The organism is Bacillus aquiflavi (genome assembly GCF_019915265.1).
In the GTDB taxonomy this organism is placed as follows: Bacteria; Bacillota; Bacilli; order Bacillales; family Cytobacillaceae; genus Bacillus_BT; species Bacillus_BT aquiflavi.
This window is the reverse complement of record NZ_CP082780.1, coordinates 3574706-3598492: the sequence shown is the minus strand read 5'-3', so window position 1 is coordinate 3598492 and position 23787 is coordinate 3574706. Positions and strand designations below refer to the sequence as shown.

Annotated in this window: 27 protein-coding genes, 2 pseudogenes and 1 other annotated feature; all 29 genes and pseudogenes read right to left on the bottom strand. The window is 39.3% G+C overall.

The genetic code is table 11. The annotated features are described in order from the left end of the window. Positions 1 to 7: 7 nt before the first annotated feature. Positions 8 to 319, bottom strand: a complete 312-nt coding sequence (gene rplX / locus K6959_RS17475; RefSeq protein ID WP_163241644.1) for a 50S ribosomal protein L24 — start codon at positions 317 to 319, stop codon at positions 8 to 10. A 39-nt stretch (positions 320 to 358) separates the two neighbouring features. Then, entirely contained in the window at positions 359 to 727 is a 369-nt protein-coding gene (gene rplN / locus K6959_RS17470; protein WP_163241642.1) for a 50S ribosomal protein L14, read from the bottom strand. 46 nt (positions 728 to 773) lie between these two features. Next, positions 774 to 1037 (bottom strand): 30S ribosomal protein S17, encoded by a 264-nt coding sequence (rpsQ, locus tag K6959_RS17465; protein ID WP_163241640.1) that lies wholly within the window; start codon positions 1035 to 1037, stop codon positions 774 to 776. After that, on the bottom strand, positions 1034 to 1252 hold the full coding sequence (gene rpmC / locus K6959_RS17460; protein ID WP_163241638.1) for a 50S ribosomal protein L29: 219 nt from the start codon (positions 1250 to 1252) through the stop codon (positions 1034 to 1036). The genes rpsQ and rpmC overlap by 4 nt, the downstream gene beginning before the upstream one ends. Then, the gene (rplP, locus tag K6959_RS17455) at positions 1242 to 1676 is read right to left on the bottom strand and encodes a 50S ribosomal protein L16 (protein ID WP_163241636.1); all 435 of its coding nucleotides are present in this window, start codon (positions 1674 to 1676) and stop codon (positions 1242 to 1244) included. Before rplP ends, rpmC begins: the two co-directional genes overlap by 11 nt. Position 1677: 1 nt before the next feature. Beyond that, positions 1678 to 2334, bottom strand: coding sequence for a 30S ribosomal protein S3 (gene rpsC, locus K6959_RS17450; RefSeq protein WP_163241634.1), 657 nt, complete (start codon positions 2332 to 2334; stop codon positions 1678 to 1680). Between the two features lie 3 nt (positions 2335 to 2337). Beyond that, positions 2338 to 2679: a 50S ribosomal protein L22 gene (rplV, locus tag K6959_RS17445; RefSeq protein WP_163241632.1), complete on the bottom strand. Its 342-nt coding sequence runs from the start codon at positions 2677 to 2679 to the stop codon at positions 2338 to 2340. An 18-nt stretch (positions 2680 to 2697) separates the two neighbouring features. Beyond that, positions 2698 to 2976, bottom strand: a complete 279-nt coding sequence (gene rpsS / locus K6959_RS17440; RefSeq protein WP_163241630.1) for a 30S ribosomal protein S19 — start codon at positions 2974 to 2976, stop codon at positions 2698 to 2700. Between the two features lie 60 nt (positions 2977 to 3036). Next, a complete protein-coding gene (gene rplB / locus K6959_RS17435; RefSeq protein WP_163241628.1) occupies positions 3037 to 3867 on the bottom strand; it encodes a 50S ribosomal protein L2 in 831 nt (276 codons plus the stop codon). Positions 3868 to 3893: 26 nt separating this feature from the next. Beyond that, positions 3894 to 4181 carry a 50S ribosomal protein L23 gene (rplW, locus tag K6959_RS17430; protein WP_179959022.1) on the bottom strand — a complete coding sequence of 96 codons (288 nt, stop codon included), beginning with the start codon at positions 4179 to 4181 and terminating at the stop codon, positions 3894 to 3896. After that, complete coding sequence (gene rplD, locus K6959_RS17425) at positions 4178 to 4801, bottom strand: 50S ribosomal protein L4 (RefSeq protein WP_163241624.1); 624 nt, start codon at positions 4799 to 4801, stop codon at positions 4178 to 4180. Before rplD ends, rplW begins: the two co-directional genes overlap by 4 nt. Positions 4802 to 4827: 26 nt before the next feature. Continuing rightward, positions 4828 to 5457 (bottom strand): 50S ribosomal protein L3, encoded by a 630-nt coding sequence (rplC, locus tag K6959_RS17420; RefSeq protein WP_163241622.1) that lies wholly within the window; start codon positions 5455 to 5457, stop codon positions 4828 to 4830. Between the two features lie 35 nt (positions 5458 to 5492). Then, positions 5493 to 5801, bottom strand: a complete 309-nt coding sequence (gene rpsJ, locus K6959_RS17415) for a 30S ribosomal protein S10 (protein WP_163241620.1) — start codon at positions 5799 to 5801, stop codon at positions 5493 to 5495. 434 nt (positions 5802 to 6235) lie between these two features. Continuing rightward, complete coding sequence (tuf, locus tag K6959_RS17410; RefSeq protein ID WP_163241616.1) at positions 6236 to 7423, bottom strand: elongation factor Tu; 1188 nt, start codon at positions 7421 to 7423, stop codon at positions 6236 to 6238. 124 nt (positions 7424 to 7547) lie between these two features. Next, a complete protein-coding gene (gene fusA / locus K6959_RS17405) occupies positions 7548 to 9626 on the bottom strand; it encodes an elongation factor G (RefSeq protein ID WP_163241614.1) in 2079 nt (692 codons plus the stop codon). A gap of 51 nt (positions 9627 to 9677) precedes the next feature. Beyond that, a complete protein-coding gene (gene rpsG, locus K6959_RS17400; RefSeq protein ID WP_163241613.1) occupies positions 9678 to 10148 on the bottom strand; it encodes a 30S ribosomal protein S7 in 471 nt (156 codons plus the stop codon). A 41-nt stretch (positions 10149 to 10189) separates the two neighbouring features. Then, positions 10190 to 10609: pseudogene (gene rpsL, locus K6959_RS17395) on the bottom strand (30S ribosomal protein S12). A gap of 103 nt (positions 10610 to 10712) precedes the next feature. Then, positions 10713 to 10961, bottom strand: coding sequence for a 50S ribosomal protein L7ae-like protein (locus tag K6959_RS17390; protein ID WP_163241611.1), 249 nt, complete (start codon positions 10959 to 10961; stop codon positions 10713 to 10715). A gap of 152 nt (positions 10962 to 11113) precedes the next feature. Continuing rightward, complete coding sequence (rpoC, locus tag K6959_RS17385; protein ID WP_223087159.1) at positions 11114 to 14716, bottom strand: DNA-directed RNA polymerase subunit beta'; 3603 nt, start codon at positions 14714 to 14716, stop codon at positions 11114 to 11116. A gap of 58 nt (positions 14717 to 14774) precedes the next feature. Continuing rightward, positions 14775 to 18331, bottom strand: a pseudogene (gene rpoB / locus K6959_RS17380) (DNA-directed RNA polymerase subunit beta). A gap of 241 nt (positions 18332 to 18572) precedes the next feature. Further along, on the bottom strand, positions 18573 to 19175 hold the full coding sequence (locus tag K6959_RS17375) for a class I SAM-dependent methyltransferase (protein WP_163241608.1): 603 nt from the start codon (positions 19173 to 19175) through the stop codon (positions 18573 to 18575). 135 nt (positions 19176 to 19310) lie between these two features. After that, entirely contained in the window at positions 19311 to 19676 is a 366-nt protein-coding gene (rplL, locus tag K6959_RS17370) for a 50S ribosomal protein L7/L12 (RefSeq protein ID WP_163241607.1), read from the bottom strand. Positions 19677 to 19725: 49 nt separating this feature from the next. Continuing rightward, positions 19726 to 20226, bottom strand: coding sequence for a 50S ribosomal protein L10 (gene rplJ, locus K6959_RS17365; RefSeq protein WP_163241606.1), 501 nt, complete (start codon positions 20224 to 20226; stop codon positions 19726 to 19728). A 38-nt stretch (positions 20227 to 20264) separates the two neighbouring features. Further along, positions 20265 to 20415: a sequence feature (ribosomal protein L10 leader region), on the bottom strand. Positions 20416 to 20435: 20 nt separating this feature from the next. Then, positions 20436 to 21161, bottom strand: coding sequence for a 50S ribosomal protein L1 (gene rplA / locus K6959_RS17360; RefSeq protein ID WP_223087157.1), 726 nt, complete (start codon positions 21159 to 21161; stop codon positions 20436 to 20438). A gap of 115 nt (positions 21162 to 21276) precedes the next feature. Next, positions 21277 to 21702 carry a 50S ribosomal protein L11 gene (gene rplK / locus K6959_RS17355; RefSeq protein ID WP_223087155.1) on the bottom strand — a complete coding sequence of 142 codons (426 nt, stop codon included), beginning with the start codon at positions 21700 to 21702 and terminating at the stop codon, positions 21277 to 21279. Between the two features lie 272 nt (positions 21703 to 21974). Beyond that, on the bottom strand, positions 21975 to 22508 hold the full coding sequence (gene nusG, locus K6959_RS17350; RefSeq protein WP_223087154.1) for a transcription termination/antitermination protein NusG: 534 nt from the start codon (positions 22506 to 22508) through the stop codon (positions 21975 to 21977). 144 nt (positions 22509 to 22652) lie between these two features. After that, positions 22653 to 22835, bottom strand: coding sequence for a preprotein translocase subunit SecE (gene secE / locus K6959_RS17345; protein ID WP_163241602.1), 183 nt, complete (start codon positions 22833 to 22835; stop codon positions 22653 to 22655). Between the two features lie 48 nt (positions 22836 to 22883). Then, positions 22884 to 23033: a 50S ribosomal protein L33 gene (rpmG, locus tag K6959_RS17340; protein ID WP_163241601.1), complete on the bottom strand. Its 150-nt coding sequence runs from the start codon at positions 23031 to 23033 to the stop codon at positions 22884 to 22886. A gap of 120 nt (positions 23034 to 23153) precedes the next feature. Next, positions 23154 to 23765 (bottom strand): RNA polymerase sporulation sigma factor SigH, encoded by a 612-nt coding sequence (gene sigH / locus K6959_RS17335; protein WP_218943934.1) that lies wholly within the window; start codon positions 23763 to 23765, stop codon positions 23154 to 23156. Between the last annotated feature and the right edge of the window lie 22 nt (positions 23766 to 23787).

Below are 23787 nucleotides of genomic sequence, written 5' to 3'. Positions count from 1 at the left end.
TAAAAAACTATTTATCTAAAACTTCACCGGATTTTTTCGCTACACGTACTTTTTTGCCATCGACTTCTTTATATCCTACACGAGTAGGTTTACCAGTTTTAGGGTCGATTGGCATAACGTTTGATACATGAACAGGCGCCTCATGGTTTATAATACCACCTTGAGGATTCGCTTGCGAAGGCTTTGAATGTTTTTTTACAATGTTAACGCCTTCTACCAATACTCGGTTATTTTTAGGAAAAGCTGATAAGATGATCCCTGTTTTGCCTTTATCCTTACCAGAGATGACCATTACTTTATCACCTTTTTTAACATGCATCTTGCGCACCTCCTTAAAGGCCATATCAAAATTTAAGATTTATAATACTTCTGGAGCTAAAGATATAATTTTCATAAAGTTACTGTCGCGAAGTTCACGAGCTACCGGACCAAAAATACGAGTTCCTCGAGGGCTCTTATCGTCACGAACGATAACGCAAGCATTCTCGTCAAAACGAATATAAGTACCATCTGAACGGCGTACGCCGCTTTTTGATCTTACAATAACCGCTTTTACAATGTCACCTTTTTTTACAACGCCCCCTGGTGTTGCTTGTTTCACTGTACAAACGATCACATCACCAATGTTAGCCGTTTTACGACCAGAGCCACCTAGAACTTTAATTGTCAGCACTTCACGAGCACCAGAGTTATCAGCAACTTTTAAACGTGATTCCTGTTGAATCATGCGTGTAACCTCCCTTCGGAATAAGCCTTTTTCCGAACAAAATCAATTAGATGATAACTGCTTTTTCTACTACTTCTACTAATCGGAATCTTTTTGTAGCTGATAGCGGGCGAGTTTCCATAATACGAACAATATCGCCTACTTTTGCTACGTTTTGCTCATCATGAGCTTTGAATTTTTTAGAGTACTTAACGCGTTTACCATAAAGAGGATGCTTTTTGTAAGTTTCGACAAGAACGGTTACTGTTTTATCCATTTTGTCCGAAACAACACGTCCAATGTAAACTTTGCGTTGATTACGTTCACTCATTTGCGAACCTCCTCCCAATTGTTAACGCCGATTTCTCGTTCACGAACAACGGTTTTCATGCGAGCAATCGCTTTACGTACTTGACGAATGCGAGCTGTATTCTCAAGTTGTCCAGTCGCTAATTGAAAGCGCAAGTTGAAAAGCTCTTCTTTTAATGATTTTACTTTTTGTTCAATTTCGGCAGTGGTTAAATCACGAATTTCTTTAGCTTTCATTAGTTTCACCACCAATTTCTTCTCGTTTTACAAACTTACTTTTAATAGGAAGTTTGTGTGCAGCAAGGCGTAAAGCTTCGCGTGCAACTTCTTCAGGGACACCAGCAATTTCGAACATAATCTTGCCTGGTTTTACTACTGCTACCCAACCTTCTGGCGCACCTTTACCAGATCCCATCCGTACCTCTAACGGCTTTGCTGTGTAAGGTTTATGAGGGAATATTTTAATCCATACTTTACCGCCACGTTTCATGTAACGAGTCATCGCAATACGCGCAGCTTCAATCTGTCTGTTTGTAATCCAAGCTGCTTCAGTGGCTTGTAAGCCATATTCACCAAAGCTAACTTCAGTTCCGCCTTTTGCACGGCCACGCATTTTTCCACGATGTTCACGACGATATTTTACCCGTTTTGGCATTAACATGCTATTTGCCTCCTTCCTCAGATTTCTTCTTTGCAGGAAGGACTTCACCACGATAAATCCATACTTTTACTCCTAATTTACCGTATGTTGTATCTGCTTCAGCCGTAGCATAGTCGATATCGGCACGAAGCGTATGGAGTGGAACTGTTCCTTCACTGTAATGTTCTGAACGTGCGATGTCTGCACCACCTAGACGACCAGATACCATTGTTTTAATCCCTTTCGCACCAGCTCTCATAGTACGTTGAATAGCTTGCTTTTGAGCGCGGCGGAAAGATACACGATTTTCTAATTGACGAGCAATATTTTCAGCAACTAATTTTGCATCAAGATCCGCTTTTTTAATTTCAAGGATATTTATGTGAACGCGCTTTCCAGTTAATTGATTTAATGCTTTACGAAGAGCTTCTACTTCAGTACCACCTTTACCGATAACCATACCAGGCTTTGCTGTGTGTACTGTAATGTTCACACGGTTTGCTGCTCGTTCGATTTCAACTTTAGATACAGAAGCATCTTTTAAACGCTTCGTAATATAATCACGAACTTTAAGGTCTTCGTGTAAAAGATCAGCAAACTCTTTTTCTGCATACCATTTTGATTCCCAATCACGGATGATCCCGACACGTAAACCAATAGGATTTACTTTTTGACCCACTGATTATCCCTCCTTCTTCTCTGATACCACAACTGTAATGTGGCTAGTTCGTTTGTTAATTTGGCTCGCACGGCCCATAGCACGCGGACGGAAACGTTTTAATGTCGGACCTTCATTTACGTAGGCCTCAGTTACAACAAGGTTGTTTACGTCCATTTCGTAGTTGTGTTCTGCGTTTGCTACAGCAGAATTTAAAACTTTCTCTACGATTGGTGAAGCAGCTTTTTGTGTACTGCGTAAAATAAATACCGCTTCGCCTACTTGCTTTCCTCGAATTAAATCTACAACTAAACGAGCTTTACGAGGAGCAATACGAACTGTTCTTGCAACAGCTTTAGCTTGCATCTAAATGCCCTCCTCTCATTAACGTCTTGTTTTCTTATCATCACCGGCATGGCTTCTGTAAGTGCGTGTTGGAGCAAACTCTCCAAGCTTGTGGCCAACCATATCTTCAGTGATATAAACCGGAACATGTTTGCGACCATCATAAACAGCAACTGTGTGCCCAATAAATTGCGGGAAGATCGTTGAACGACGCGACCAAGTTTTAATCACTTGCTTTTTGTCAGTTTCATTTAAATTCTCGATCTTTTTCATTAAATGCTCATCCACAAAAGGTCCTTTTTTCAAGCTGCGACCCATAATTGAACCTCCCTTCGTGATTGCTCTACGGTTCTTTCATTGAACCGTAGTCCAATCCCGTTATTTTTTACGACGACGTACAATGAACTTATCAGATTTGTTTGTTTTCTTACGGGTTTTATATCCAAGTGTTGGTTTACCCCATGGAGTCATTGGAGACTTGCGTCCGATTGGTGCACGTCCCTCACCACCACCATGTGGGTGATCATTAGGGTTCATGACAGAACCACGAACTGTAGGGCGCTTACCTAACCAACGTGAACGGCCAGCCTTACCAGTATTAATTAGTTCATGTTGCTCGTTTCCTACTTGCCCAACTGATGCACGGCATGTAGCAAGAATCATACGAACTTCACCTGATGATAAACGTACTAAAACATATTTTCCTTCTTTACCAAGAACTTGTGCTGAAGTTCCTGCAGAACGAACTAATTGTCCGCCTTTTCCAGGCTTTAGTTCAATATTATGGACTACTGTACCAACTGGAATATTCATTAATGGAAGTGCATTTCCTAATTTAATGTCAGCATCTGGACCTGACATTACTTCCATTCCTACTTTTAAATTTTTTGGAGCAAGGATGTAACGCTTCTCTCCATCTACATAGTTAATTAGTGCAATATTTGCAGAGCGGTTCGGATCATACTCAATCGTAGCAACGCGTCCTGGAATGCCATCTTTATCACGTTTAAAATCGATTAAACGGTATTGACGCTTATGACCGCCCCCGTGATGACGAACAGTTAACTTACCTTGGTTATTACGGCCGCCCTTTCTTTTAAGAGGCTCCAGTAGAGATTTTTCTGGTTTATCAGTAGTAACTTCCGCAAAATCTGAAACTGTCATTCCGCGACGACCATTTGAGGTAGGTCTGTACTTTTTAATCGCCATGTTGATTTCCCTCCTCTTCTAAATAATTAAACTTCAAAAAACTCGATTTCTTTGCTGTCTTGTGTCAACTTAACAATTGCTTTACGACGTTTGTTTGTGTATCCAGTAAAACGTCCCATACGCTTGAATTTACCTTTGTAGTTCATGATGTTAACCTTTTCAACTTTTACATTAAAGATCTTTTCAATCGCATCTTTTACTTGAGTTTTATTTGCTCTTACATCTACTTCGAACGTATACTTTTTGTCAGCCATTAAATCTGAAGAACGTTCTGTAATAACGGGGCGCTTAATGATATCACGTGCATCCATTATGCAAGCACCTCCTCTACTTTTTCAACTGCTGCTTTTGTCATAATCAACTTATCATGATTTACAACATCTAAAATATTAATTCCATTCGCTGTAACAACTGTAACTCCAGGGATGTTACGAGCAGATAATGCTACGTTTTCATCTAGGTCAGCTGTAACAATAAGTGCTTTTGAGTCTACTGATAAAGCTTTTAAAGTTTTTGCAAAGTCTTTTGTTTTTGGTGCTTCAAAAACTAAGTTTTCTAATACTAAAATATTGTTTTCAACTACTTTAGTTGAAAGGGCAGATTTAATTGCCAAACGACGTACTTTCTTTGGCATTTTGTAGCTGTAGCTTCGTGGGATCGGACCAAATACTGTTCCACCGCCACGCCATTGCGGAGAGCGGATCGATCCTTGGCGTGCCCGACCTGTTCCTTTTTGACGCCATGGTTTACGGCCACCGCCGCGTACTTCAGAACGATTTTTTGTTTTATGAGTTCCTTGACGTAAAGAAGCTCTTTGCATAATAATAGCTTCGAATAACACGTGCTTATTAGGTTCAATACCGAATACGGATTCATTTAGTTCGATTTCTCCGACTTGTGATCCGTCTTGGCTGTATAATGCTACTTTTGGCATACTTATGTTCCTCCTTTCCTATAAAGTTACTTCCCTTTAACTGAACTTTGTATTTTAAGCATTGCCTTTTTAGAACCAGGAACGTTTCCTTTGATAAGCAATAAGTTGCGTTCAGTGTCTACTTTTACAATTTGTAAGTTTTGAACAGTCACTTGTTCTCCACCCATACGGCCAGGTAATGCTTTTGATTTAAATACACGGGCTGGATCAACTGCTCCCATTGAACCAGGACCACGATGGTAGCGTGAACCGTGTGACATTGGTCCGCGAGATTGTCCGTGGCGTTTGATTGCACCTTGGAAGCCTTTACCTTTACTAATTCCTGTTACATCTACAATATCGCCTTCAGCGAATATATTTACTTTGACTTCTTGACCAACTTCGACTTCTTCTAAGTTTACTCCGTTAATTTCTCGAACGAAGCGCTTAGGAGCAGTATTAGCTTTTGCAACGTGACCTTTTTCAGGTTTGTTTGAAAGTATTTCACGTTTATCTTCAAATCCTAATTGAACAGCTTCGTAACCATCATTTTCAATTGTCTTTTTTTGAAGCACTACATTTGGAGCAGCCTCTACAACTGTTACTGGAATAAGGTCACCGTTCTCCGCGAATACTTGAGTCATACCGATTTTTCTTCCTAAGATTCCTTTGGTCATTTCAGTCACACCTCCTAATTTTCCACTGTTTATTATTAAAGTTTAATTTCAATATCTACACCGGACGGCAAGTCTAACCGCATTAATGAATCTACTGTTTTCGGAGTAGGGTTAATGATGTCGATTAGACGTTTATGCGTACGCATTTCAAATTGTTCACGCGCGTCTTTATATTTATGAACGGCACGAAGAACTGTATATACGTTCTTTTCTGTCGGAAGTGGGATCGGGCCCGACACTGCTGCACCAGAACGTTTTGCTGTTTCAACGATTTTCTCTGCAGATTGATCAAGAATTCCATGATCATATGCTTTTAAACGAATACGAATTTTTTGTTTTGCCATTATTTTCCCTCCTTTTCGCCTATTTTAAAAATAGACATTCTCAATGGAAATTTCCTCACACATGCCATGGCAAAGCGGCCGGGTGTGTCAGCAACCTTCCATATCATCGCAGTCAAAGACCAACATTGTCTATTATACATAAAACATAAAGCAATCGCAATAAAAAAATAGTCTTTCTTTATGTCTTACACACTTTTCCTATTATACATAGTTATGTTTTCCATTTCAATAACAGCTTTAACTTATTTTATTCTCATCATACTTATTTCAATTTTTTAGGCTGGTAAAAATTGCGTCTTGGCGTCTCATCAAGAAGGAAATGATCCAATAAGTTATCTAACATAGCCTTGCTAAAAGAAGATTCATATTGTTAAGACTGATCTCTTGAATAAAAAACAGACGGATAAACATATCCGTCTGTTTTAAGAAACTTGTTATTTAATGATGGTAGCAACTACGCCTGCTCCTACAGTACGGCCACCCTCACGAATTGAGAATTTAGTACCTTCTTCAATCGCAATTGGAGCAATAAGTTCAACGCTCATTTCAACGTTATCGCCAGGCATAACCATTTCTACACCTTCAGGAAGTGTAACAATTCCAGTTACATCCGTAGTACGGAAATAGAATTGTGGACGATAGTTTGAGAAGAATGGAGTATGACGGCCACCCTCATCTTTTGATAAAACATAAACTTCTGCTTTAAAAGCTGTATGTGGTGTAATTGAACCTGGTTTAGCTAATACTTGACCACGTTGTACTTCTTCACGAGAAACACCGCGAAGAAGAGCACCAATGTTGTCACCAGCTTCTGCATAGTCGAGAAGTTTACGGAACATTTCTACACCAGTAACTGTTGTGCTCTTAGGCTCTTCAGTTAAACCAACGATTTCGATAACATCCCCAACTTTTACTTGACCACGCTCTACACGTCCAGTAGCAACTGTTCCACGTCCAGTAATTGAGAATACGTCCTCAACTGGCATCATGAAAGGTTTGTCTGTATCACGCTCTGGAGTTGGTACATACTCGTCAACTGCAGCCATTAATTCATGAATTTTTTCTTCCCATTGAGCTTCTCCTTCAAGAGCTTTCAATGCAGAACCTTTAATGACAGGAATGTCATCTCCAGGGAAGTCATATTCTGAAAGAAGATCACGAATTTCCATTTCTACTAATTCTAATAGTTCTTCGTCATCTACCATATCACATTTGTTCATGAAAACAACGATATATGGAACACCTACTTGACGTGAAAGTAAGATGTGCTCACGAGTTTGTGGCATTGGACCATCAGCAGCAGATACAACTAGAATCGCACCATCCATTTGTGCTGCACCAGTGATCATGTTTTTAACGTAGTCTGCGTGTCCTGGGCAGTCAACGTGTGCATAGTGACGATTTTCAGTTTCATATTCAACGTGTGAAGTAGAAATAGTGATTCCGCGCTCACGCTCTTCTGGAGCAGCATCAATCATATCGTATCCACGAGCTTCTGCACCGCCGCCTTTAGAAAGCACTGTAGTGATAGCAGCAGTTAATGTTGTTTTACCATGGTCAACGTGTCCGATTGTACCAATGTTAACGTGCGGTTTTGAACGGTCAAATTTTTCTTTAGCCATTTTAGGAAATCCTCCTTAAATTATAAGATTAAATATATATGTGGAGCTGTGAATAATGTTTATCCTATTCACAGCTTCAATAGCTTACAATAGTAGTTATACTTTAAAAATCTGGCAAAATCAATTATTCACCTTTATTTTTTTTTATGATCTCTTCAGCAATGCTTTTAGGTACTTCATCATAATGATCAAACTGCATTGTGTAAGTTCCACGACCTTGTGTGTTAGAACGGAGAGATGTCGCATAACCAAACATTTCTGAAAGTGGAACCATGGCACGAACAACCTGTGCGTTTCCACGAGCATCCATTCCTTCTACCCGACCGCGGCGAGAAGTAATATCACCCATAATATCGCCAAGATATTCTTCGGGGATGACAACTTCAACTTTCGCAATCGGCTCTAATAAAACAGGATTACATTTGGATGCTGCATTTCTTAATGCTAATGATGCAGCAATCTTAAACGCCATTTCACTTGAGTCAACATCATGGTATGAACCATCAAATAATTTTGCTTTTACATCAATTAATGGGTATCCAGCAATAACACCATTTTGCATTGCGTCTTCAAGACCTGCTTGAACAGCCGGAACATATTCACGAGGAACAACCCCACCGACAATTGCGTTTTCAAATTCAAAGCCTTTACCTGCTTCGTTAGGTATAAATTCAATCCAAACATGACCGAATTGTCCGCGACCACCAGATTGTCGGATAAACTTACCTTCAACCTGTGCAGCTTGTCGGAATGTTTCCCGATAGGAAACTTGAGGAGCACCTACATTTGCTTCAACCTTAAATTCACGCTTTAAGCGATCCACAATAATATCTAAGTGGAGCTCACCCATACCTGAGATAATAACTTCACCTGTCTCTTGGTTTGTGTGTGCTTTAAATGTAGGGTCTTCTTCTTGAAGTTTTGCAAGTGCTGTACCCATTTTATCTAGGTCTGCTTTTGTTTTTGGTTCGATAGCTACTGAAATAACAGGCTCAGGAAATTCCATAGATTCTAAAATAATAGGATGTTTCTCATCACATAAAGTGTCGCCCGTTCCAGTGTCTTTCAAACCAACCGCAGCGGCGATATCACCTGAATGTATTTCTGAAATCTCTTCACGGTGATTTGCATGCATTTGTAGAATTCGGCCAATTCGTTCACGTTTACCCTTTGATGAGTTCAGAACGTATGAGCCTGATTGTAATGTACCTGAATATACACGGAAGAATGTTAATTTCCCTACGTATGGATCAGTCATTACTTTAAATGCTAATGCAGAAAAAGGTGCATCATCGCTTGATTCGCGAACATCTTCTTCTTCACTGTCAGGAATAGTACCTTTGATTGCCGCTACGTCTATAGGAGCAGGAAGGTAATCTATTACTCCATCCAGCATAATTTGTACACCTTTGTTTTTGAAGGCTGAACCACAGTAGACAGGATAGAACTCAACATTTAACGTTCCTTTACGGATCGCAGCTTTTAGCTCTTCCTTCGTGATTTCTTCGCCTTCTAAGTATTTCATCATTAAATCTTCATCGATTTCAGCAACAGCCTCAACTAGCTTATTCCGCCATTCTTCTGCAAGTTCTTTATAGTCATCAGGAATTTCTTTTGCTTCAGAAACTGTACCAAGGTCATCTTCGTAAGTGTAAGCGACCATATCGATAAGATCAATAACTCCGTTAAATTGGTCTTCAGCTCCGATAGGCAATTGCACTGGATGTGCATTTGCTTCTAATCGATCGTGAAGTGTTGATACAGCATATAAGAAATCTGCACCAATCTTGTCCATCTTATTTACGAATACGATACGTGGTACTCCGTATGTTGTAGCTTGTCGCCAAACAGTTTCTGTTTGCGGTTCTACTCCAGATTGTGCGTCAAGAACTGTTACTGCACCATCAAGTACACGTAGAGAGCGTTCAACTTCAACTGTAAAGTCTACGTGTCCTGGTGTATCAATGATGTTGACACGATGACCTTTCCACTGTGCTGTCGTTGCAGCAGAAGTGATTGTAATTCCACGTTCTTGTTCTTGTTCCATCCAGTCCATTTGTGACGCACCTTCGTGAGTCTCACCAACTTTATGAATACGGCCAGTATAGAAAAGAATACGTTCAGTTGTCGTTGTTTTTCCAGCATCAATATGTGCCATGATACCGATATTACGAGTCTTTTCTAAGGAGAACTCTCTTGCCATTGGGTCTTTCTCCTTCCTTAATATGAATGTTTTAATTTATTGAAGGTATAATTACCAGCGATAATGAGCAAATGCTTTATTTGCTTCTGCCATCTTATGAGTTTCTTCGCGTTTCTTCACTGATGATCCAGTGTTATTAGCTGCATCAAGAATCTCATTCGCTAAACGCTCTTCCATTGTCTTCTCACCGCGAAGACGAGAGTAGTTTACTAACCAACGAAGTCCAAGAGTTGAACGTCGATCAGGACGCACCTCTACTGGAACTTGGTAGTTGGCTCCCCCAACACGACGAGCTCTTACTTCTAATACAGGCATTACATTTTTCAATGCTTGATCAAACACTTCCATAGGATCTTTCCCGGTACGGTCGCGAATGATATCAAATGAAGTATAAAGTATTTTCTGTGCTTTTCCTCTCTTACCATCAACCATCATTTTGTTGATCAGGCGAGTAACTAGCTTAGAGTTGTAGATTGGATCTGGCAATACATCTCTTTTCGCTACAGGTCCTTTACGTGGCATGTTTTTTCCTCCTTTCAGCGATGCTATCTATTAACGTGTGCTTACTTTTTTTTTTTTGGCTTTTTCGTACCATATTTAGAACGACCTTGCTTACGACTTTCTACACCAGCTGTATCAAGTGCTCCACGAACAATGTGATAACGTACACCCGGTAAGTCTTTCACACGACCGCCGCGAATTAATACAACACTGTGCTCTTGCAAGTTATGACCGATACCAGGAATATAAGCCGTAACTTCAATTCCGTTTGTCAAGCGAACACGAGCATATTTACGTAACGCTGAGTTCGGTTTTTTCGGTGTCATTGTACCAACACGAGTACAAACTCCACGTTTTTGTGGTGAAGTTGTGTTTGTTTGTGCTTTTTTTTTTTAATTATAACCTTTGTTAAGCGCAGGTGACTTAGATGTTACTTCTTTAGATTTACGAGGTTTGCGCACTAATTGGTTAATAGTAGGCATAATAATTTTCCTCCCTTCATTGCATAGATTTAAGCCCACACATCCAGGTGGTTCATTTTTGCAAAAAACAAAGTTTTTGCAGAAATGTCTGCAAAAACAGTTTCTAATAAATAATTGCTACAGCTGCAGCACTCACTTCAATTCCACATACTTTTCCAAGTTTGCGCATTGAATCTACTTTTGCAACAGGAACATTCATTTCTTCGGCAGTTTTCAATATGATCGTCTTCACCTTAGGATCAGCATCACTTGCTAAAACTACCTCAGAGGCTTTGCCCGTTTTTATTGCTTTCACTGTTTGTTTTGTTCCTACAATAATTTTGTTTGCCTGTAATACTTTATCATAAGACACCTTTCTATCCTCCAAAGTATCAGGTTAGTATAGGATCACCTTTGCTATATTATCATCCTGTAAGATAGATGTCAACTCATTTTAAAATATTTTAAAAACGGTACTAGCCGCAATACTACTTCTATACGGCTAGTACCGCAACAATAAATTTACTACTCGATGAGGAATGAGTCCTCGATGACTTCATCGTCCTTTATAAAAGGTTCTGCTTTACGATAACGCTGCATTCCCGTTCCTGCTGGAACTAGCTTACCGATTATTACATTCTCCTTCAAACCGAGTAATTCGTCTCGTTTTCCTTTAATCGCAGCATCAGTCAATACCCTTGTTGTTTCTTGGAACGAGGCTGCTGATAAGAAAGAATCCGTTTCTAAAGATGCTTTCGTAATACCTAATAAAACTGGGCGTCCGGTTGCTGGAAGCTTTCCTTCAATAAGCGCCTTTTCATTTGCATCAGTGAATTGGTGAATATCAAGGAGTGTTCCTGGAAGAACATCAGTCTCTCCAGCATCAATTACCCGTATTTTACGAAGCATTTGGCGTACCATTACTTCAATATGCTTGTCGCCAATTTCAACCCCTTGCATTCTATAAACTTTTTGTACTTCTTTCAGCAAGTACTCTTGTACAGCTGATACATCTTTAATTTTTAAGAGTTCTTTCGGATCAATAGATCCTTCCGTTAACTCTTGACCCGCCTCTATGTTATCATTCACACTTACTTTTAACCTAGCAGTGTAAGGTGCATTATATGTTCTCGTTTCCACTTCACCTTGGACGACGATTTCATGCTGGCGGTCACGTCCTTCATGAATATCGACAACTACACCATCTATTTCGGAAATAACTGACTGTCCTTTAGGGTTGCGGGCTTCAAATAATTCTTGAACACGCGGCAAACCTTGTGTAATATCGTCTCCTGCAACTCCACCAGTATGGAATGTCCGCATCGTCAACTGTGTTCCTGGTTCTCCAATCGATTGGGCCGCGATAATACCTACAGCTTCTCCAACCTCTACTTCCTGTCCAGTAGCTAAATTTCGACCGTAGCATTTTTTACAGACACCGTGTCTTGTGTTACATGTAAACGCTGAGCGGATCCATACTTCTTCAATATTCAGTTCAGTAATTTCTTTTGCAATATCTTCAGTAATCAGACCATTTTCTGAGACGATCGTAGCTCCTGTTTCTGGATGCTTAATTGCTTTTCTAGCATAACGTCCGATTAAGCGCTCTTCTAATGTTTCAATAACTTCTGTACCGTCCTTTAAAGCCGCTACTAGTAGACCACGATCAGTTCCGCAGTCATCTTCACGAACGATAACATCTTGAGCGACATCCACAAGACGACGAGTTAAATAACCAGAATCGGCTGTTTTCAACGCTGTGTCCGCAAGACCTTTACGCGCACCATGCGTTGAAATAAAGTACTCTAGCACCGTTAAGCCTTCTCGGAAACTTGACTTGATTGGTAATTCAATAATCCGTCCAGCAGGGTTAGCCATCAACCCACGCATTCCAGCCAATTGTGTAAAGTTTGAGGCGTTACCACGGGCACCTGAATCACTCATCATGAAAATTGGATTCAGTTTATCTAAAGATTTCATAAGCTTTGTTTGAATTGTATCTTTAGCAACACTCCATATAGAGATAACTCGGTCATACCGCTCATCTTCAGTTATGAGTCCACGTCTGAATTGTTTTAATACATTGTCTACTTTGTCTTGAGCCTCTTGAAGGATTGCTTCTTTTTCAGATAACACGACAATGTCGGCTACACCTACAGTAATACCGGCCTTTGTTGAGTATTTAAACCCTAAATCTTTCATTCGGTCAAGCATTTTTGAAGTCTCAGTAATTTGGAATCGCTTGAATACTTCTGAAATAATTTTACCAAGAATTTTTTTCTTAAATGGTTCTACTAAAGGCTGCTCTTTTATATGAGCTTTTACATCTACACCTTTTTCAACAAAATATTTCTCCGGTGTTTTAACTCGTAAGTTCGTTTTAGTAGGTTCATTAATGTATGGAAATGTGCTCGGTAATATTTCATTAAAAATAATTTTACCGACAGTAGTCAGCAACAGTTTATTGTTTTGCTCTTCCGTAAACGTTTCATTATTCAATGAACCTGCATGAATAGCTATTCTTGTATGCAAATGTACATAGCCATTTTGGTAAGCGATTAATGCTTCGTCTGAATCTTTAAAGACCATTCCTTCTCCAACAGCATTTTCCCGTTCCATTGTAAGGTAGTAGTTGCCTAATACCATATCTTGAGAAGGTGTAACAACAGGTTTACCGTCTTTCGGATTCAAAATATTTTGTGCTGCAAGCATTAGCACACGCGCCTCAGCTTGGGCTTCAGCTGACAGCGGAACGTGAACTGCCATTTGGTCCCCATCAAAGTCTGCATTATAAGCTGTACAGACTAGCGGATGTAATCGAATTGCTCTTCCTTCGACAAGTGTTGGTTCGAAGGCTTGAATACCAAGTCTATGAAGGGTTGGAGCTCGGTTAAGAAGAACCGGATGCTCTTTTATCACTTCTTCTAAAACGTCCCATACTTCAGGTTGAACACGTTCGATTTTTCGCTTCGCAGATTTAATATTATGCGCTAACCCTTTTTCTACAAGCTCTTTCATGACAAAAGGCTTAAAGAGCTCAAGTGCCATTTCTTTCGGTAGCCCGCATTGGTACATTTTTAAATTCGGACCTACAACAATTACCGAACGGCCCGAGTAATCGACACGTTTTCCGAGCAGGTTTTGACGGAAACGTCCTTGTTTCCCTTTTAACATATGGGAAAGTGATTTTAATGGTCGGTTTCCAGGACCAGTTACTGGTCGACCACGACGACCATTATCTATTAATGCATCAACCGCTTCTTGCAGCATCCGTTTTTCATTCTGGACGATAATGCTTGGCGCACCTAAATCTAACAAGCGCTTTAAACGGTTATTACGGTTAATGACTCTTCGATATAAATCATTTAAATCAGATGTTGCAAATCGTCCGCCATCTAACTGAACCATTGGACGAAGCTCTGGAGGGATAACAGGAAGGACTTCTAAGATCATCCAATAAGGCTCGTTTCCAGAGTGACGAAAAGCTTCCAATACTTCTAAACGTTTAATCGCTCGAGTCCGACGCTGACCTTGGGCACTCTTTAATTCTTCTTTCAACATCTCAACTTCTTTATCTAAGTTAATATCTTGAAGAAGCTTTTTGATCGCCTCTGCACCCATAGAAGCTTGGAATTTATTACCGTATTTTTCACGATATGCACGGTATTCCTTTTCGGATAGGAGCTGCTTCTTTTCAAGAGTCGTATCTCCAGATTCAGTCACAACGTATGAAGCAAAGTAAATGACTTCCTCAAGTGCTCGCGGAGACATGTCTAAAACAAGCCCCATTCGACTAGGAATCCCTTTAAAATACCAAATGTGGGATACAGGTGCTGCTAGTTCAATATGACCCATTCGTTCCCGACGTACTTTAGCTCGTGTCACTTCAACCCCACATCGATCACAAACTACGCCTTTGTAGCGAACACGCTTGTATTTTCCACAATGACATTCCCAATCCTTTGTCGGACCAAAAATACGTTCACAAAACAAACCGTCTTTTTCAGGTTTTAATGTACGATAGTTAATTGTTTCAGGCTTTTTAACTTCACCAAAAGACCAAGAACGAATTTTATCTGGCGAAGCAAGGCCTATTTTCATATACTCAAAATTATTTACATCTAGCAAGGGGCCTACCTCCCTTTTGATCTAAGGTTTTTACCCTTATTGCTCCACTTTTCCATCGCTATTCTTTCATACCAACTTTTTCAGTTTCTTTCTGTTCAGGGGCAATTGTTAACGTTTCTGCTTGGTGCATTTCATCTTCGTCTTCTAGGTCACGCATTTCGATTTCTTTCTCGTCACCTGAAAGAATTTTTACATCCAGTCCTAAACTTTGTAATTCTTTAATTAACACTTTAAATGATTCAGGAACGCCAGGCTCTGGTACATTTTCTCCTTTAACAATTGCTTCGTATGTCTTGACTCGCCCTACAACATCATCAGATTTAACAGTAAGGATCTCTTGAAGTGTATAGGCAGCACCGTAAGCTTCAAGCGCCCAAACTTCCATTTCTCCAAAACGCTGACCACCAAATTGTGCTTTACCGCCGAGTGGCTGTTGCGTTACTAAAGAATACGGACCAGTAGAACGGGCATGAAGTTTATCATCAACCATGTGAGCAAGCTTAATCATATACATAACCCCGACGGAGACGCGGTTATCAAATGGTTCTCCTGTGCGGCCGTCGTATAGAACGGTTTTAGCGTCACGAGCCATTCCAGCTTCCTCAATCGTTGACCAAACATCATCTTCAGTTGCTCCATCAAATACTGGAGACGCGACATGTAGACCTAATCTTCTTGCAGCCATACCTAAGTGAAGCTCCAGCACTTGACCGATGTTCATCCGTGAAGGAACACCTAACGGATTAAGCATGACATCTACTTGTGTTCCATCTGGTAAAAACGGCATATCTTCTTCAGGTAAAATTTTTGAAATAACCCCTTTATTACCATGACGACCTGCCATTTTGTCCCCTTCAGAAATCTTTCGTTTTTGAACGATATAAACACGGACAAGTTGGTTTACACCTGGTGGTAATTCATCTCCATCTTCACGATTGAACACTTTAACATCTAGAACAATTCCGCCTCCACCGTGTGGCACACGGAGGGAAGTATCCCGAACTTCACGCGCTTTTTCACCGAAAATCGCATGCAATAAACGCTCTTCAGCAGTTAATTCGGTTACACCTTTTGGTGTTACTTTTCCTACTAATAAATCTCCATCTTTAACTTCGGCACCAATTCTAATAATTCCACGTTCATCTAAGTTTCTAAGAGCATCTTCCCCGACATTTGGAATATCGCGGGTAATTTCCTCTGGACCCAGCTTTGTATCTCTTGATTCAGACTCATATTCTTCAATATGAATTGATGTGTACACATCGTCCTTCACAAGACGTTCACTCATAATAATCGCATCTTCGTAGTTGTATCCATCCCATGTCATAAAAGCGATGAGTACATTTCGGCCAAGGGCAAGCTCTCCCTTATCCATTGAAGGGCCATCTGCAAGAATTTCTCCTTTAACAACTCGGTCTCCTTGTTTAACAATTGGACGTTGGTTATAGCATGTCCCTTGGTTAGAGCGGATAAATTTAAGAAGACGATATTTATCAAGATCACCTTTAACCTCAGTGCCGTCAACTTCAGCTATACGACGTACCCAAATTTCACGTGCTTCCACGTGCTCTACAATACCTGCATGTTTACAAATAACTGCAGCTCCAGAGTCTTTTGCGGAAACATACTCCATACCAGTACCGACAACCGGTGCTTCTGGCTGCATTAATGGTACGGCTTGACGCTGCATGTTTGCTCCCATTAATGCCCGGTTTGAGTCATCATTTTCCAAAAACGGAATACAAGCAGTTGCGGCTGAAACAACTTGCTTTGGTGATACGTCCATATAATCAACACGATCACGGGGTACTACAGTGTTTTCACCGCGGAAACGAGCAACTACTTCTTCATCTAAAAACTTTCCATCTTCATCTAAACGAGCGTTTGCTTGTGCGACAACGTAGTTATCTTCTTCATCTGCTGTTAAGTAATCAATTTTGTCTGAAACCTTTCCCGTTTCTGGATCAACTCTTCGATATGGTGTTTCAATAAAGCCGAACCGATTAACCTTTGCAAATGTCGACAAAGAGTTTATGAGACCAATATTTGGACCTTCTGGCGTCTCAATCGGACACATTCTTCCATAGTGAGAATAATGAACGTCACGCACTTCAAAACCTGCTCGTTCGCGAGTTAAACCGCCAGGTCCAAGTGCTGAAAGACGGCGCTTATGTGTTAACTCAGCGAGCGGATTTGTTTGATCCATGAACTGGGATAGCTGAGAGCTTCCAAAGAACTCTTTTATTGATGCGATAACCGGACGAATATTAATTAACTGTTGCGGTGTAATTGTATTCGTATCTTGAATTGACATTCTTTCCCGCACTACCCGTTCCATTCGCGACAAACCAATTCGGAATTGATTTTGTAACAGCTCTCCAACAGAGCGGAGCCGTCTATTTCCTAAATGGTCAATATCGTCAGTAATGCCTACTCCGTGTAAAAGATTAAAGAAGTAGCTAATTGAAGCGATAATGTCTGCCGATGTAATATTTTTAACCTTTTCCTCCACGTATGCATTCCCAATAACATTGATTACCTTCTCATTATCCTCATTTGGTGCATAAATCTTAATCGTTTGAAGTACCGTCTCCTCTTCAACGACTCCTCTAACAGGATCATATGCTTTGAAACCAATATTTTTTTTTTCAGCATCGGAAGGATCCGATCTAATGTTCGACGATCAAGAATAGTACCTTTTTCAACAATAATTTCTCCTGTTTCTGGATCAACTAACGTTTCCGCTAGACGATGACCAAAAAGACGATTTTTTATATGGAGTTTTTTATTAATTTTATACCGACCTACACTTGCTAGATCATAACGCTTCGGATCAAAAAATCTAGAAACTAATAAGCTCTTCGCGTTATCAACCGTTGGCGGTTCACCTGGACGAAGACGTTCATAAATTTCTAATAAAGCTTTTTCCGTACTTTCTGTATTGTCTTTTTCGAGAGTGTTACGAAGGTATTCGTTATCTCCAATCAAATCGATAATTTCTTGATCAGAACCGAATCCTAACGCACGCAAAAGGACCGTAACAGGTAACTTCCTCGTACGATCAATTCTTACATATACAACATCCTTGGCATCTGTTTCATATTCAAGCCAAGCGCCCCGATTTGGGATCACAGTTGCTGTAAAACCTTTTTTCCCGTTTTTATCTATTTTCCCACTGTAGTATACACTTGGGGAACGCACTAATTGGGAAACAATAACACGTTCAGCCCCATTGATAATAAAAGTACCTGTTTCCGTCATTAAAGGAAAGTCTCCCATAAAGACATCTTGGTCTTTTACTTCGCCTGTTTCCTTATTCACAAGACGAACTTTTACACGGAGAGGTGCAGAAAATGTGACATCTCTTTCTTTAGACTCTTCAACAGAGTATTTTAACTCTCCAAGGCTGTAATCGATAAATTCCAGTGACAAATTTCCCGTAAAGTCTTCGATTGGCGAAATGTCTTGAAACATTTCCCGCAAACCCTCATCAAGGAACCATTGATAAGAAGAGGTTTGAATTTCAATAAGATTTGGTAATTCTAAAACTTCGTTAATACGCGCATAACTTCTTCGCTGGCGGTGTCGTCCATACTGAACTAGTTGACCTATCAACTGATTCACCCCTCAAATCAAGCGTAATAATTACATCTATCATTTTGTCTTATTAGTTGGACACTTCATAAGACAAAAAAGAAAAAGGGTTTTCTCCCAAAAACCACATTTTCACAAACGAACTATTATTTTGTTATTTTTTCCTTTACATCCCAAAAATATACAATAAAAGATTATTTTAGGTAGGTTAAAGAGAAAAAACATTGGCATTTTATAATGCTACCATAGTCAATGTTTAAAGTCAATGCTTTACTGCTTTAATAATAAAATATCCTTTCTCCTTAACAACAACTTCAACTTTTCCGTATAGTTCAGATAGTTTATTCAAAGTTGAAGGAGCCCCTTGCTTCTTTTGAATGACTACCCAAAGCTCCCCATTAGGCTTTAAATGATCTAATGCTTGTGTGAAAATTCCATGCACAATTTTTTTACCAGCACGTATAGGTGGATTTGTTATAACAGCAGCAAAATCTTTCTCTTTCACATTTGAAAGTTGATCACTCTCATAAATTAGAACATTAGAAACTTGATTTATTTTAGCATTTTCCTTTGCTAACGATATTGCCCGTTCATTCACATCAACCATATGTACAATTTCGTTAGGATATGACAATGCAACCGCTAAACCAATCGGACCGTATCCACAACCTACATCAAGAAATAACCCATTTATTTTCGGGGCTTCAAATGTTTCAATTAATAAGCGAGAACCGAAATCAACTTCTTTTTTTGAGAATACACCATTGTCGGTTTTAAACCGAAATGGATGATTTTTTAATGTGTAATTCCAAAACAATGGTTTACTATCGGCATTTTGAGTACGAGAATAATAATGATCGTTCATCATTCACCTCCACAGGGGATTACAAGAAAGAAGGAGAAAAGGAGAAAAAATTTTTTTTTTCAGTTAGGGTGTCTAATGAAGCTCGACACCCCTACTAAAAAAGCCCGCTTTTGTTAAGCGGACTTTTAAGCGGCATTATTTTACTTCAACGCCTGCTCCAACTTCTTCAAGCTTACCTTTGATCTCTTCAGCTTCTTCTTTAGAAACGCCTTCTTTAATTGGCTTTGGAGTGTTGTCAACGAGTTCTTTTGCCTCTTTAAGTCCAAGACCAGTGATCTCACGAACTGCTTTAATAACTTTAATTTTTTGACCGCCTACTTCAGCAAGCACAACATCAAATTCAGTTTTCTCAGCAGCAGCTTCGCCACCAGCAGCGCCACCTACTACAGCTACAGGAGCAGCAGCAGTTACACCGAACTCTTCCTCAATTGCTTTTACTAAATCATTTAGTTCTAAAACAGTCATATTTTTGACTGCTTCAATAATTTGTTCTTTAGTCATAATCATTTTTCCTCCTTAAGTTAAAGTTTAAACGTATTAATAAACGAATTTACGCGCCTTGTTCTTCTTTTTGATCTGCCACTGCTTTTGCAGCAAGAGCAAGGTTACGGATTGGAGCTTGAAGAACGCTAAGCAACATAGAAAGTAAACCTTCCCGAGATGGTAAATCTGCAAGAGCCTTAATTTCCTCAACTGTTGCAATATTTCCTTCAATAACACCAGCTTTAATTTCAAGAGCTTCGTTCTTTTTCGAAAACTCATTTAAAATTTTCGCAGGAGCTACTACATCTTCAGTGCTAAACGCAATTGCATTCGGACCAGTTAACGCTTCATTTAAACCTGATAATTCAACCGCTTCAGCCGCACGACGAGAGAATGTATTTTTATATACTTTAAACTCGACTCCAGCTTCACGAAGTTGCTTACGAAGTTCAGTTACTTCTGAAACTTTCAGACCGCGGTAGTCAACGATAATTGTTGATTTACTAGCTTTTAATTTGTCAGTAATTTCAGCAACTACTTGTTTCTTTTTTTCGATAGCGCCGCTCATCATTACACCCCCTATATTGTGCTGTAACACATTCATACCGTTCCAATAAAAAACCTCCATATCGAGAATAGACATGGAGGTTGTATACAATAGTCATTTATAAATGATCTAACGTTATCTATCGTATTACCTCGGTAGGAAATTAAGCTTTTTTGCACCTACTGTCTACGGTATAAATGTTATTTATTTTTACAACAGAGACAATTATACTAAAAGTGTTTTTTGTTGTCAAAATAGCTTTTTAATGTAACAGATGTCGGATCGATTTTAATTCCCGGTCCCATTGTTGTTGTAATCGTTATACTCTTCATATATGTTCCTTTAGCTGCTGGAGGTTTTACTTTCAACATTGTGTCAAAAATTGTAGTAAAGTTTTCAAGTAACTTCTCGCTCTCAAAGGAAGCTTTACCAATCGGAACATGGATAATACCAGCTTTGTCGATGCGATATTCAACTTTACCTGCCTTAATTTCCTTTACAGCTTTTTCTACATCAAATGTAACAGTACCTGTCTTAGGGTTTGGCATTAAGCCTTTTGGTCCTAATATACGGCCAAGTTTACCAACTTCGCCCATCATATCAGGTGTTGCAACGATTACGTCAAAATCAAACCATCCTTGATTGATCTTGTTAATATATTCTGCATCTCCTACATAATCAGCACCAGCTGCTTCAGCTTCTTTCAACTTCTCGCCTTTTGCAAACACAAGTACTCGTTGTGTTTTACCTGTACCGTTCGGAAGAACTACTGCTCCGCGAATTTGTTGGTCAGCTTTTTTAGGGTCTACTCCTAAACGGAAGCTAACTTCAACAGTTGCATCGAATTTAGCAAAGTTTGTTTTCTTTGCTAGTTCGATTGCTTCTTCAATCGGATAATCTTTTGAACGGTCAACAAGCTTAGCAGCTTCTAAATATTTCTTTCCCTTTTTAGCCATTTACTATTTCCTCCTTGACTGTGGTTTTAGCGGAATAACCTCCCACGAATAAAGGTTGCGAATGAAATCTTTTCCATCTTCGCAACCCCAATCAATATTGCAATACACAAGTGGATTAGTCTTCAATAACAATACCCATGCTGCGTGCAGTGCCTTCAACCATACGAATAGCCGCTTCAACACTTGCAGCATTTAAGTCAGGCATTTTCATTTCAGCAATCTCGCGTACTTTGTCACGCTTTACTGTTGCTACTTTATTACGATTTGGTTCACCTGAACCAGACTCAATACCAGCTGCTTTTTTATGTAGGACAGCAGCAGGAGGAGTTTTTGTAATAAAAGTAAATGAACGGTCTTCAAACACCGTAATTTCAACAGGAATAATTAAACCAGCTTGATCAGCGGTGCGAGCGTTAAATTCTTTACAAAATCCCATAATGTTTACACCGGCTTGACCTAATGCAGGGCCGACAGGCGGTGCAGGGTTTGCTTTACCTGCAGGTATTTGCAGCTTTACTATTTTAATTACTTTTTTAGCCACGAGACACACCTCCTTAAAGTCCGTGATGTGGTAATAGGGGTTACCCCCTCCCACTCATAAAAGTCTTTATCCGTTTCTATAGGCAAGATTTCTGCTAAAGCAATGATTGCCTATAAAAACTGTATCGGTTCAACTGCCTTTTAATGATTTATTCACTAATAGGAGCTTCACTTTATATAAAGAACTTAATCGTGATTCAGTCTCATATTTTGAGACATACTGACCTTTGAAATGTTATCACTTTTTTTTGCTGATTTCAAGTTCTTTTCCTCTTATAATTTTTCAATTTGGGTGTATTCCAGCTCAATAGGGGTATCTCGCCCAAACATATTAACTAAAACTTTAAGTTTCGCTTTATCTTTGTCAATTTCTTCAATGACCCCTGTAAAGTTTGCAAAAGGACCTTCATTTACACGAACTGTCTCCCCTAATTCGAAGTTAATATCGATTCGTTTTTCTTCTACACCCATCCGTTTTAAAATGGTATTAACTTCTTCAGGTAATAGCGGGGTTGGTTTCGATCCCGATCCAGCAGAACCTACAAACCCTGTCACACCGGGTGTGTTACGGACAACATACCAAGAATCATCCGTCATGACTAATTCAACTAAAACATATCCAGGAAAGACTTTTCGCTTTACTATTTTTTTCTTTCCGTTTTTTATTTCTGATTCTTCTTCTTCAGGAACGATAACACGAAAAATTTTTTCTTGCATTCCCATTGATTCTACACGTTTTTCTAGGTTGGTTTTTACTTTATTTTCGTAACCCGAATACGTATGCACGACATACCAGTTCTTTTCCATTCAAGAGGACTTGATCGTCCTTCCCTCCCTGCATTTTAAAAATTAACCGTCTGTAAAAAATTTTCCAAATGAAAAAACCCGTGTCAACCGGGCTTTACACACATGCTTTTGTTTATTTTCCATTATACCATGAGTATACAAGGGTTATTCAAGAATTAAACGAATAAGTTTAGAAATCCCTATGTCTGAAATAGCAAAAAACACAGTCATGAATATAACAGTTGTTAATACTGTAATTGTGTAACGGACTAGTTCATTACGTTTCGGCCAGCTAACTTTTTTCATCTCGCGGCCAACCCCGCGGAAAAAATTTACTATTCGTTGCATTCTGTACCCTCCAACTAAAGGAATTGCATTTATTTATATAAACCATTGTTATTTTGTTTCGCGATGAATCGTATGACTGTTACATGTTTTACAAAATTTCTTCAATTCAAGCCGGGTTGTTTGTCCTTGTCGATTGTTCATCGTAACATAGTTTCTCGACCCGCATTTTGTACACGCTAATACTACTTTTCCTCTCATTAAAACACCTTCTAGCATGCTTTTTTCGCCTTTAAAATGTAACACGCACTAATTCCAAAGTCAATATAAGTTAGAACGCGACAGAAATGTGCCATTTACAGGCACATTTTTTTAAATTTTTTAAATTGAGAACTCCCTTACCTCTAGATATCTTTCCAGCTTCCTTTTTACTCGCTGAAGTGCATTATCGATTGATTTAACATGTCGATTTAGTTCTTCAGAAATTTCCTGATATGATCGCCCGTCTAAATACAAGGCAAGTACTTTTCTTTCCAGATCGCTTAGGAGTTCGCCCATTTTTATTTCAATATGATCAAATTCTTCTTGGTTGATAATTAGCTCTTCTGGATCCATTACTTTAGCTCCAGAAATAACATCCATAAGTGTTCGATCTGATTCCTCATCATAAATAGGCTTGTCCAGCGAAACATATGAATTTAACGGGATATGCTTTTGTCTAGTTGCTGTTTTAATTGCTGTAATAATCTGCCTCGTTATACAAAGTTCTGCAAATGCTTTAAATGAGGATAGTTTGTCCTCTTTAAAGTCACGGATTGCCTTGTATAGCCCGATCATACCCTCCTGAACAATATCTTCTTTATCCGCTCCGATCAGAAAATAAGAACGAGCTTTTGCCCTCACAAAGTTACGATACTTGTGAATTAAAAAATCCAATGCATCGCTTTCCCCTTTATGTACTAGATCCACTAGTTCTTCGTCTGTAAGCCGCAATAAATTTTCATTACTTTTCGAC

Excerpts from the sequence above, each read along its gene's own strand:
- rplX (WP_163241644.1), bottom strand. The coding sequence starts at position 319 with ATGCATGTTAAAAAAGGTGATAAAGTAATGGTCATCTCTGGTAAGGAT.
- rplN (WP_163241642.1), bottom strand. The coding sequence starts at position 727 with ATGATTCAACAGGAATCACGTTTAAAAGTTGCTGATAACTCTGGTGCT.
- rpsQ (WP_163241640.1), bottom strand. The coding sequence starts at position 1,037 with ATGAGTGAACGTAATCAACGCAAAGTTTACATTGGACGTGTTGTTTCG.
- rpmC (WP_163241638.1), bottom strand. The coding sequence starts at position 1,252 with ATGAAAGCTAAAGAAATTCGTGATTTAACCACTGCCGAAATTGAACAA.
- rplP (WP_163241636.1), bottom strand. The coding sequence starts at position 1,676 with ATGTTAATGCCAAAACGGGTAAAATATCGTCGTGAACATCGTGGAAAA.
- rplV (WP_163241632.1), bottom strand. The coding sequence starts at position 2,679 with ATGCAAGCTAAAGCTGTTGCAAGAACAGTTCGTATTGCTCCTCGTAAA.
- rpsS (WP_163241630.1), bottom strand. The coding sequence starts at position 2,976 with ATGGGTCGCAGCTTGAAAAAAGGACCTTTTGTGGATGAGCATTTAATG.
- rplB (WP_163241628.1), bottom strand. The coding sequence starts at position 3,867 with ATGGCGATTAAAAAGTACAGACCTACCTCAAATGGTCGTCGCGGAATG.
- rplD (WP_163241624.1), bottom strand. The coding sequence starts at position 4,801 with ATGCCAAAAGTAGCATTATACAGCCAAGACGGATCACAAGTCGGAGAA.
- rplC (WP_163241622.1), bottom strand. The coding sequence starts at position 5,457 with ATGACCAAAGGAATCTTAGGAAGAAAAATCGGTATGACTCAAGTATTC.
- rpsJ (WP_163241620.1), bottom strand. The coding sequence starts at position 5,801 with ATGGCAAAACAAAAAATTCGTATTCGTTTAAAAGCATATGATCATGGA.
- tuf (WP_163241616.1), bottom strand. The coding sequence starts at position 7,423 with ATGGCTAAAGAAAAATTTGACCGTTCAAAACCGCACGTTAACATTGGT.
- fusA (WP_163241614.1), bottom strand. The coding sequence starts at position 9,626 with ATGGCAAGAGAGTTCTCCTTAGAAAAGACTCGTAATATCGGTATCATG.
- rpsG (WP_163241613.1), bottom strand. The coding sequence starts at position 10,148 with ATGCCACGTAAAGGACCTGTAGCGAAAAGAGATGTATTGCCAGATCCA.
- K6959_RS17375 (WP_163241608.1), bottom strand. The coding sequence starts at position 19,175 with ATGAACGATCATTATTATTCTCGTACTCAAAATGCCGATAGTAAACCA.
- rplL (WP_163241607.1), bottom strand. The coding sequence starts at position 19,676 with ATGACTAAAGAACAAATTATTGAAGCAGTCAAAAATATGACTGTTTTA.
- rplJ (WP_163241606.1), bottom strand. The coding sequence starts at position 20,226 with ATGAGCGGCGCTATCGAAAAAAAGAAACAAGTAGTTGCTGAAATTACT.
- rplA (WP_223087157.1), bottom strand. The coding sequence starts at position 21,161 with ATGGCTAAAAAGGGAAAGAAATATTTAGAAGCTGCTAAGCTTGTTGAC.
- nusG (WP_223087154.1), bottom strand. The coding sequence starts at position 22,508 with ATGGAAAAGAACTGGTATGTCGTGCATACGTATTCGGGTTACGAAAAT.
- secE (WP_163241602.1), bottom strand. The coding sequence starts at position 22,835 with ATGCAACGAATAGTAAATTTTTTCCGCGGGGTTGGCCGCGAGATGAAA.
- rpmG (WP_163241601.1), bottom strand. The coding sequence starts at position 23,033 with ATGAGAGGAAAAGTAGTATTAGCGTGTACAAAATGCGGGTCGAGAAAC.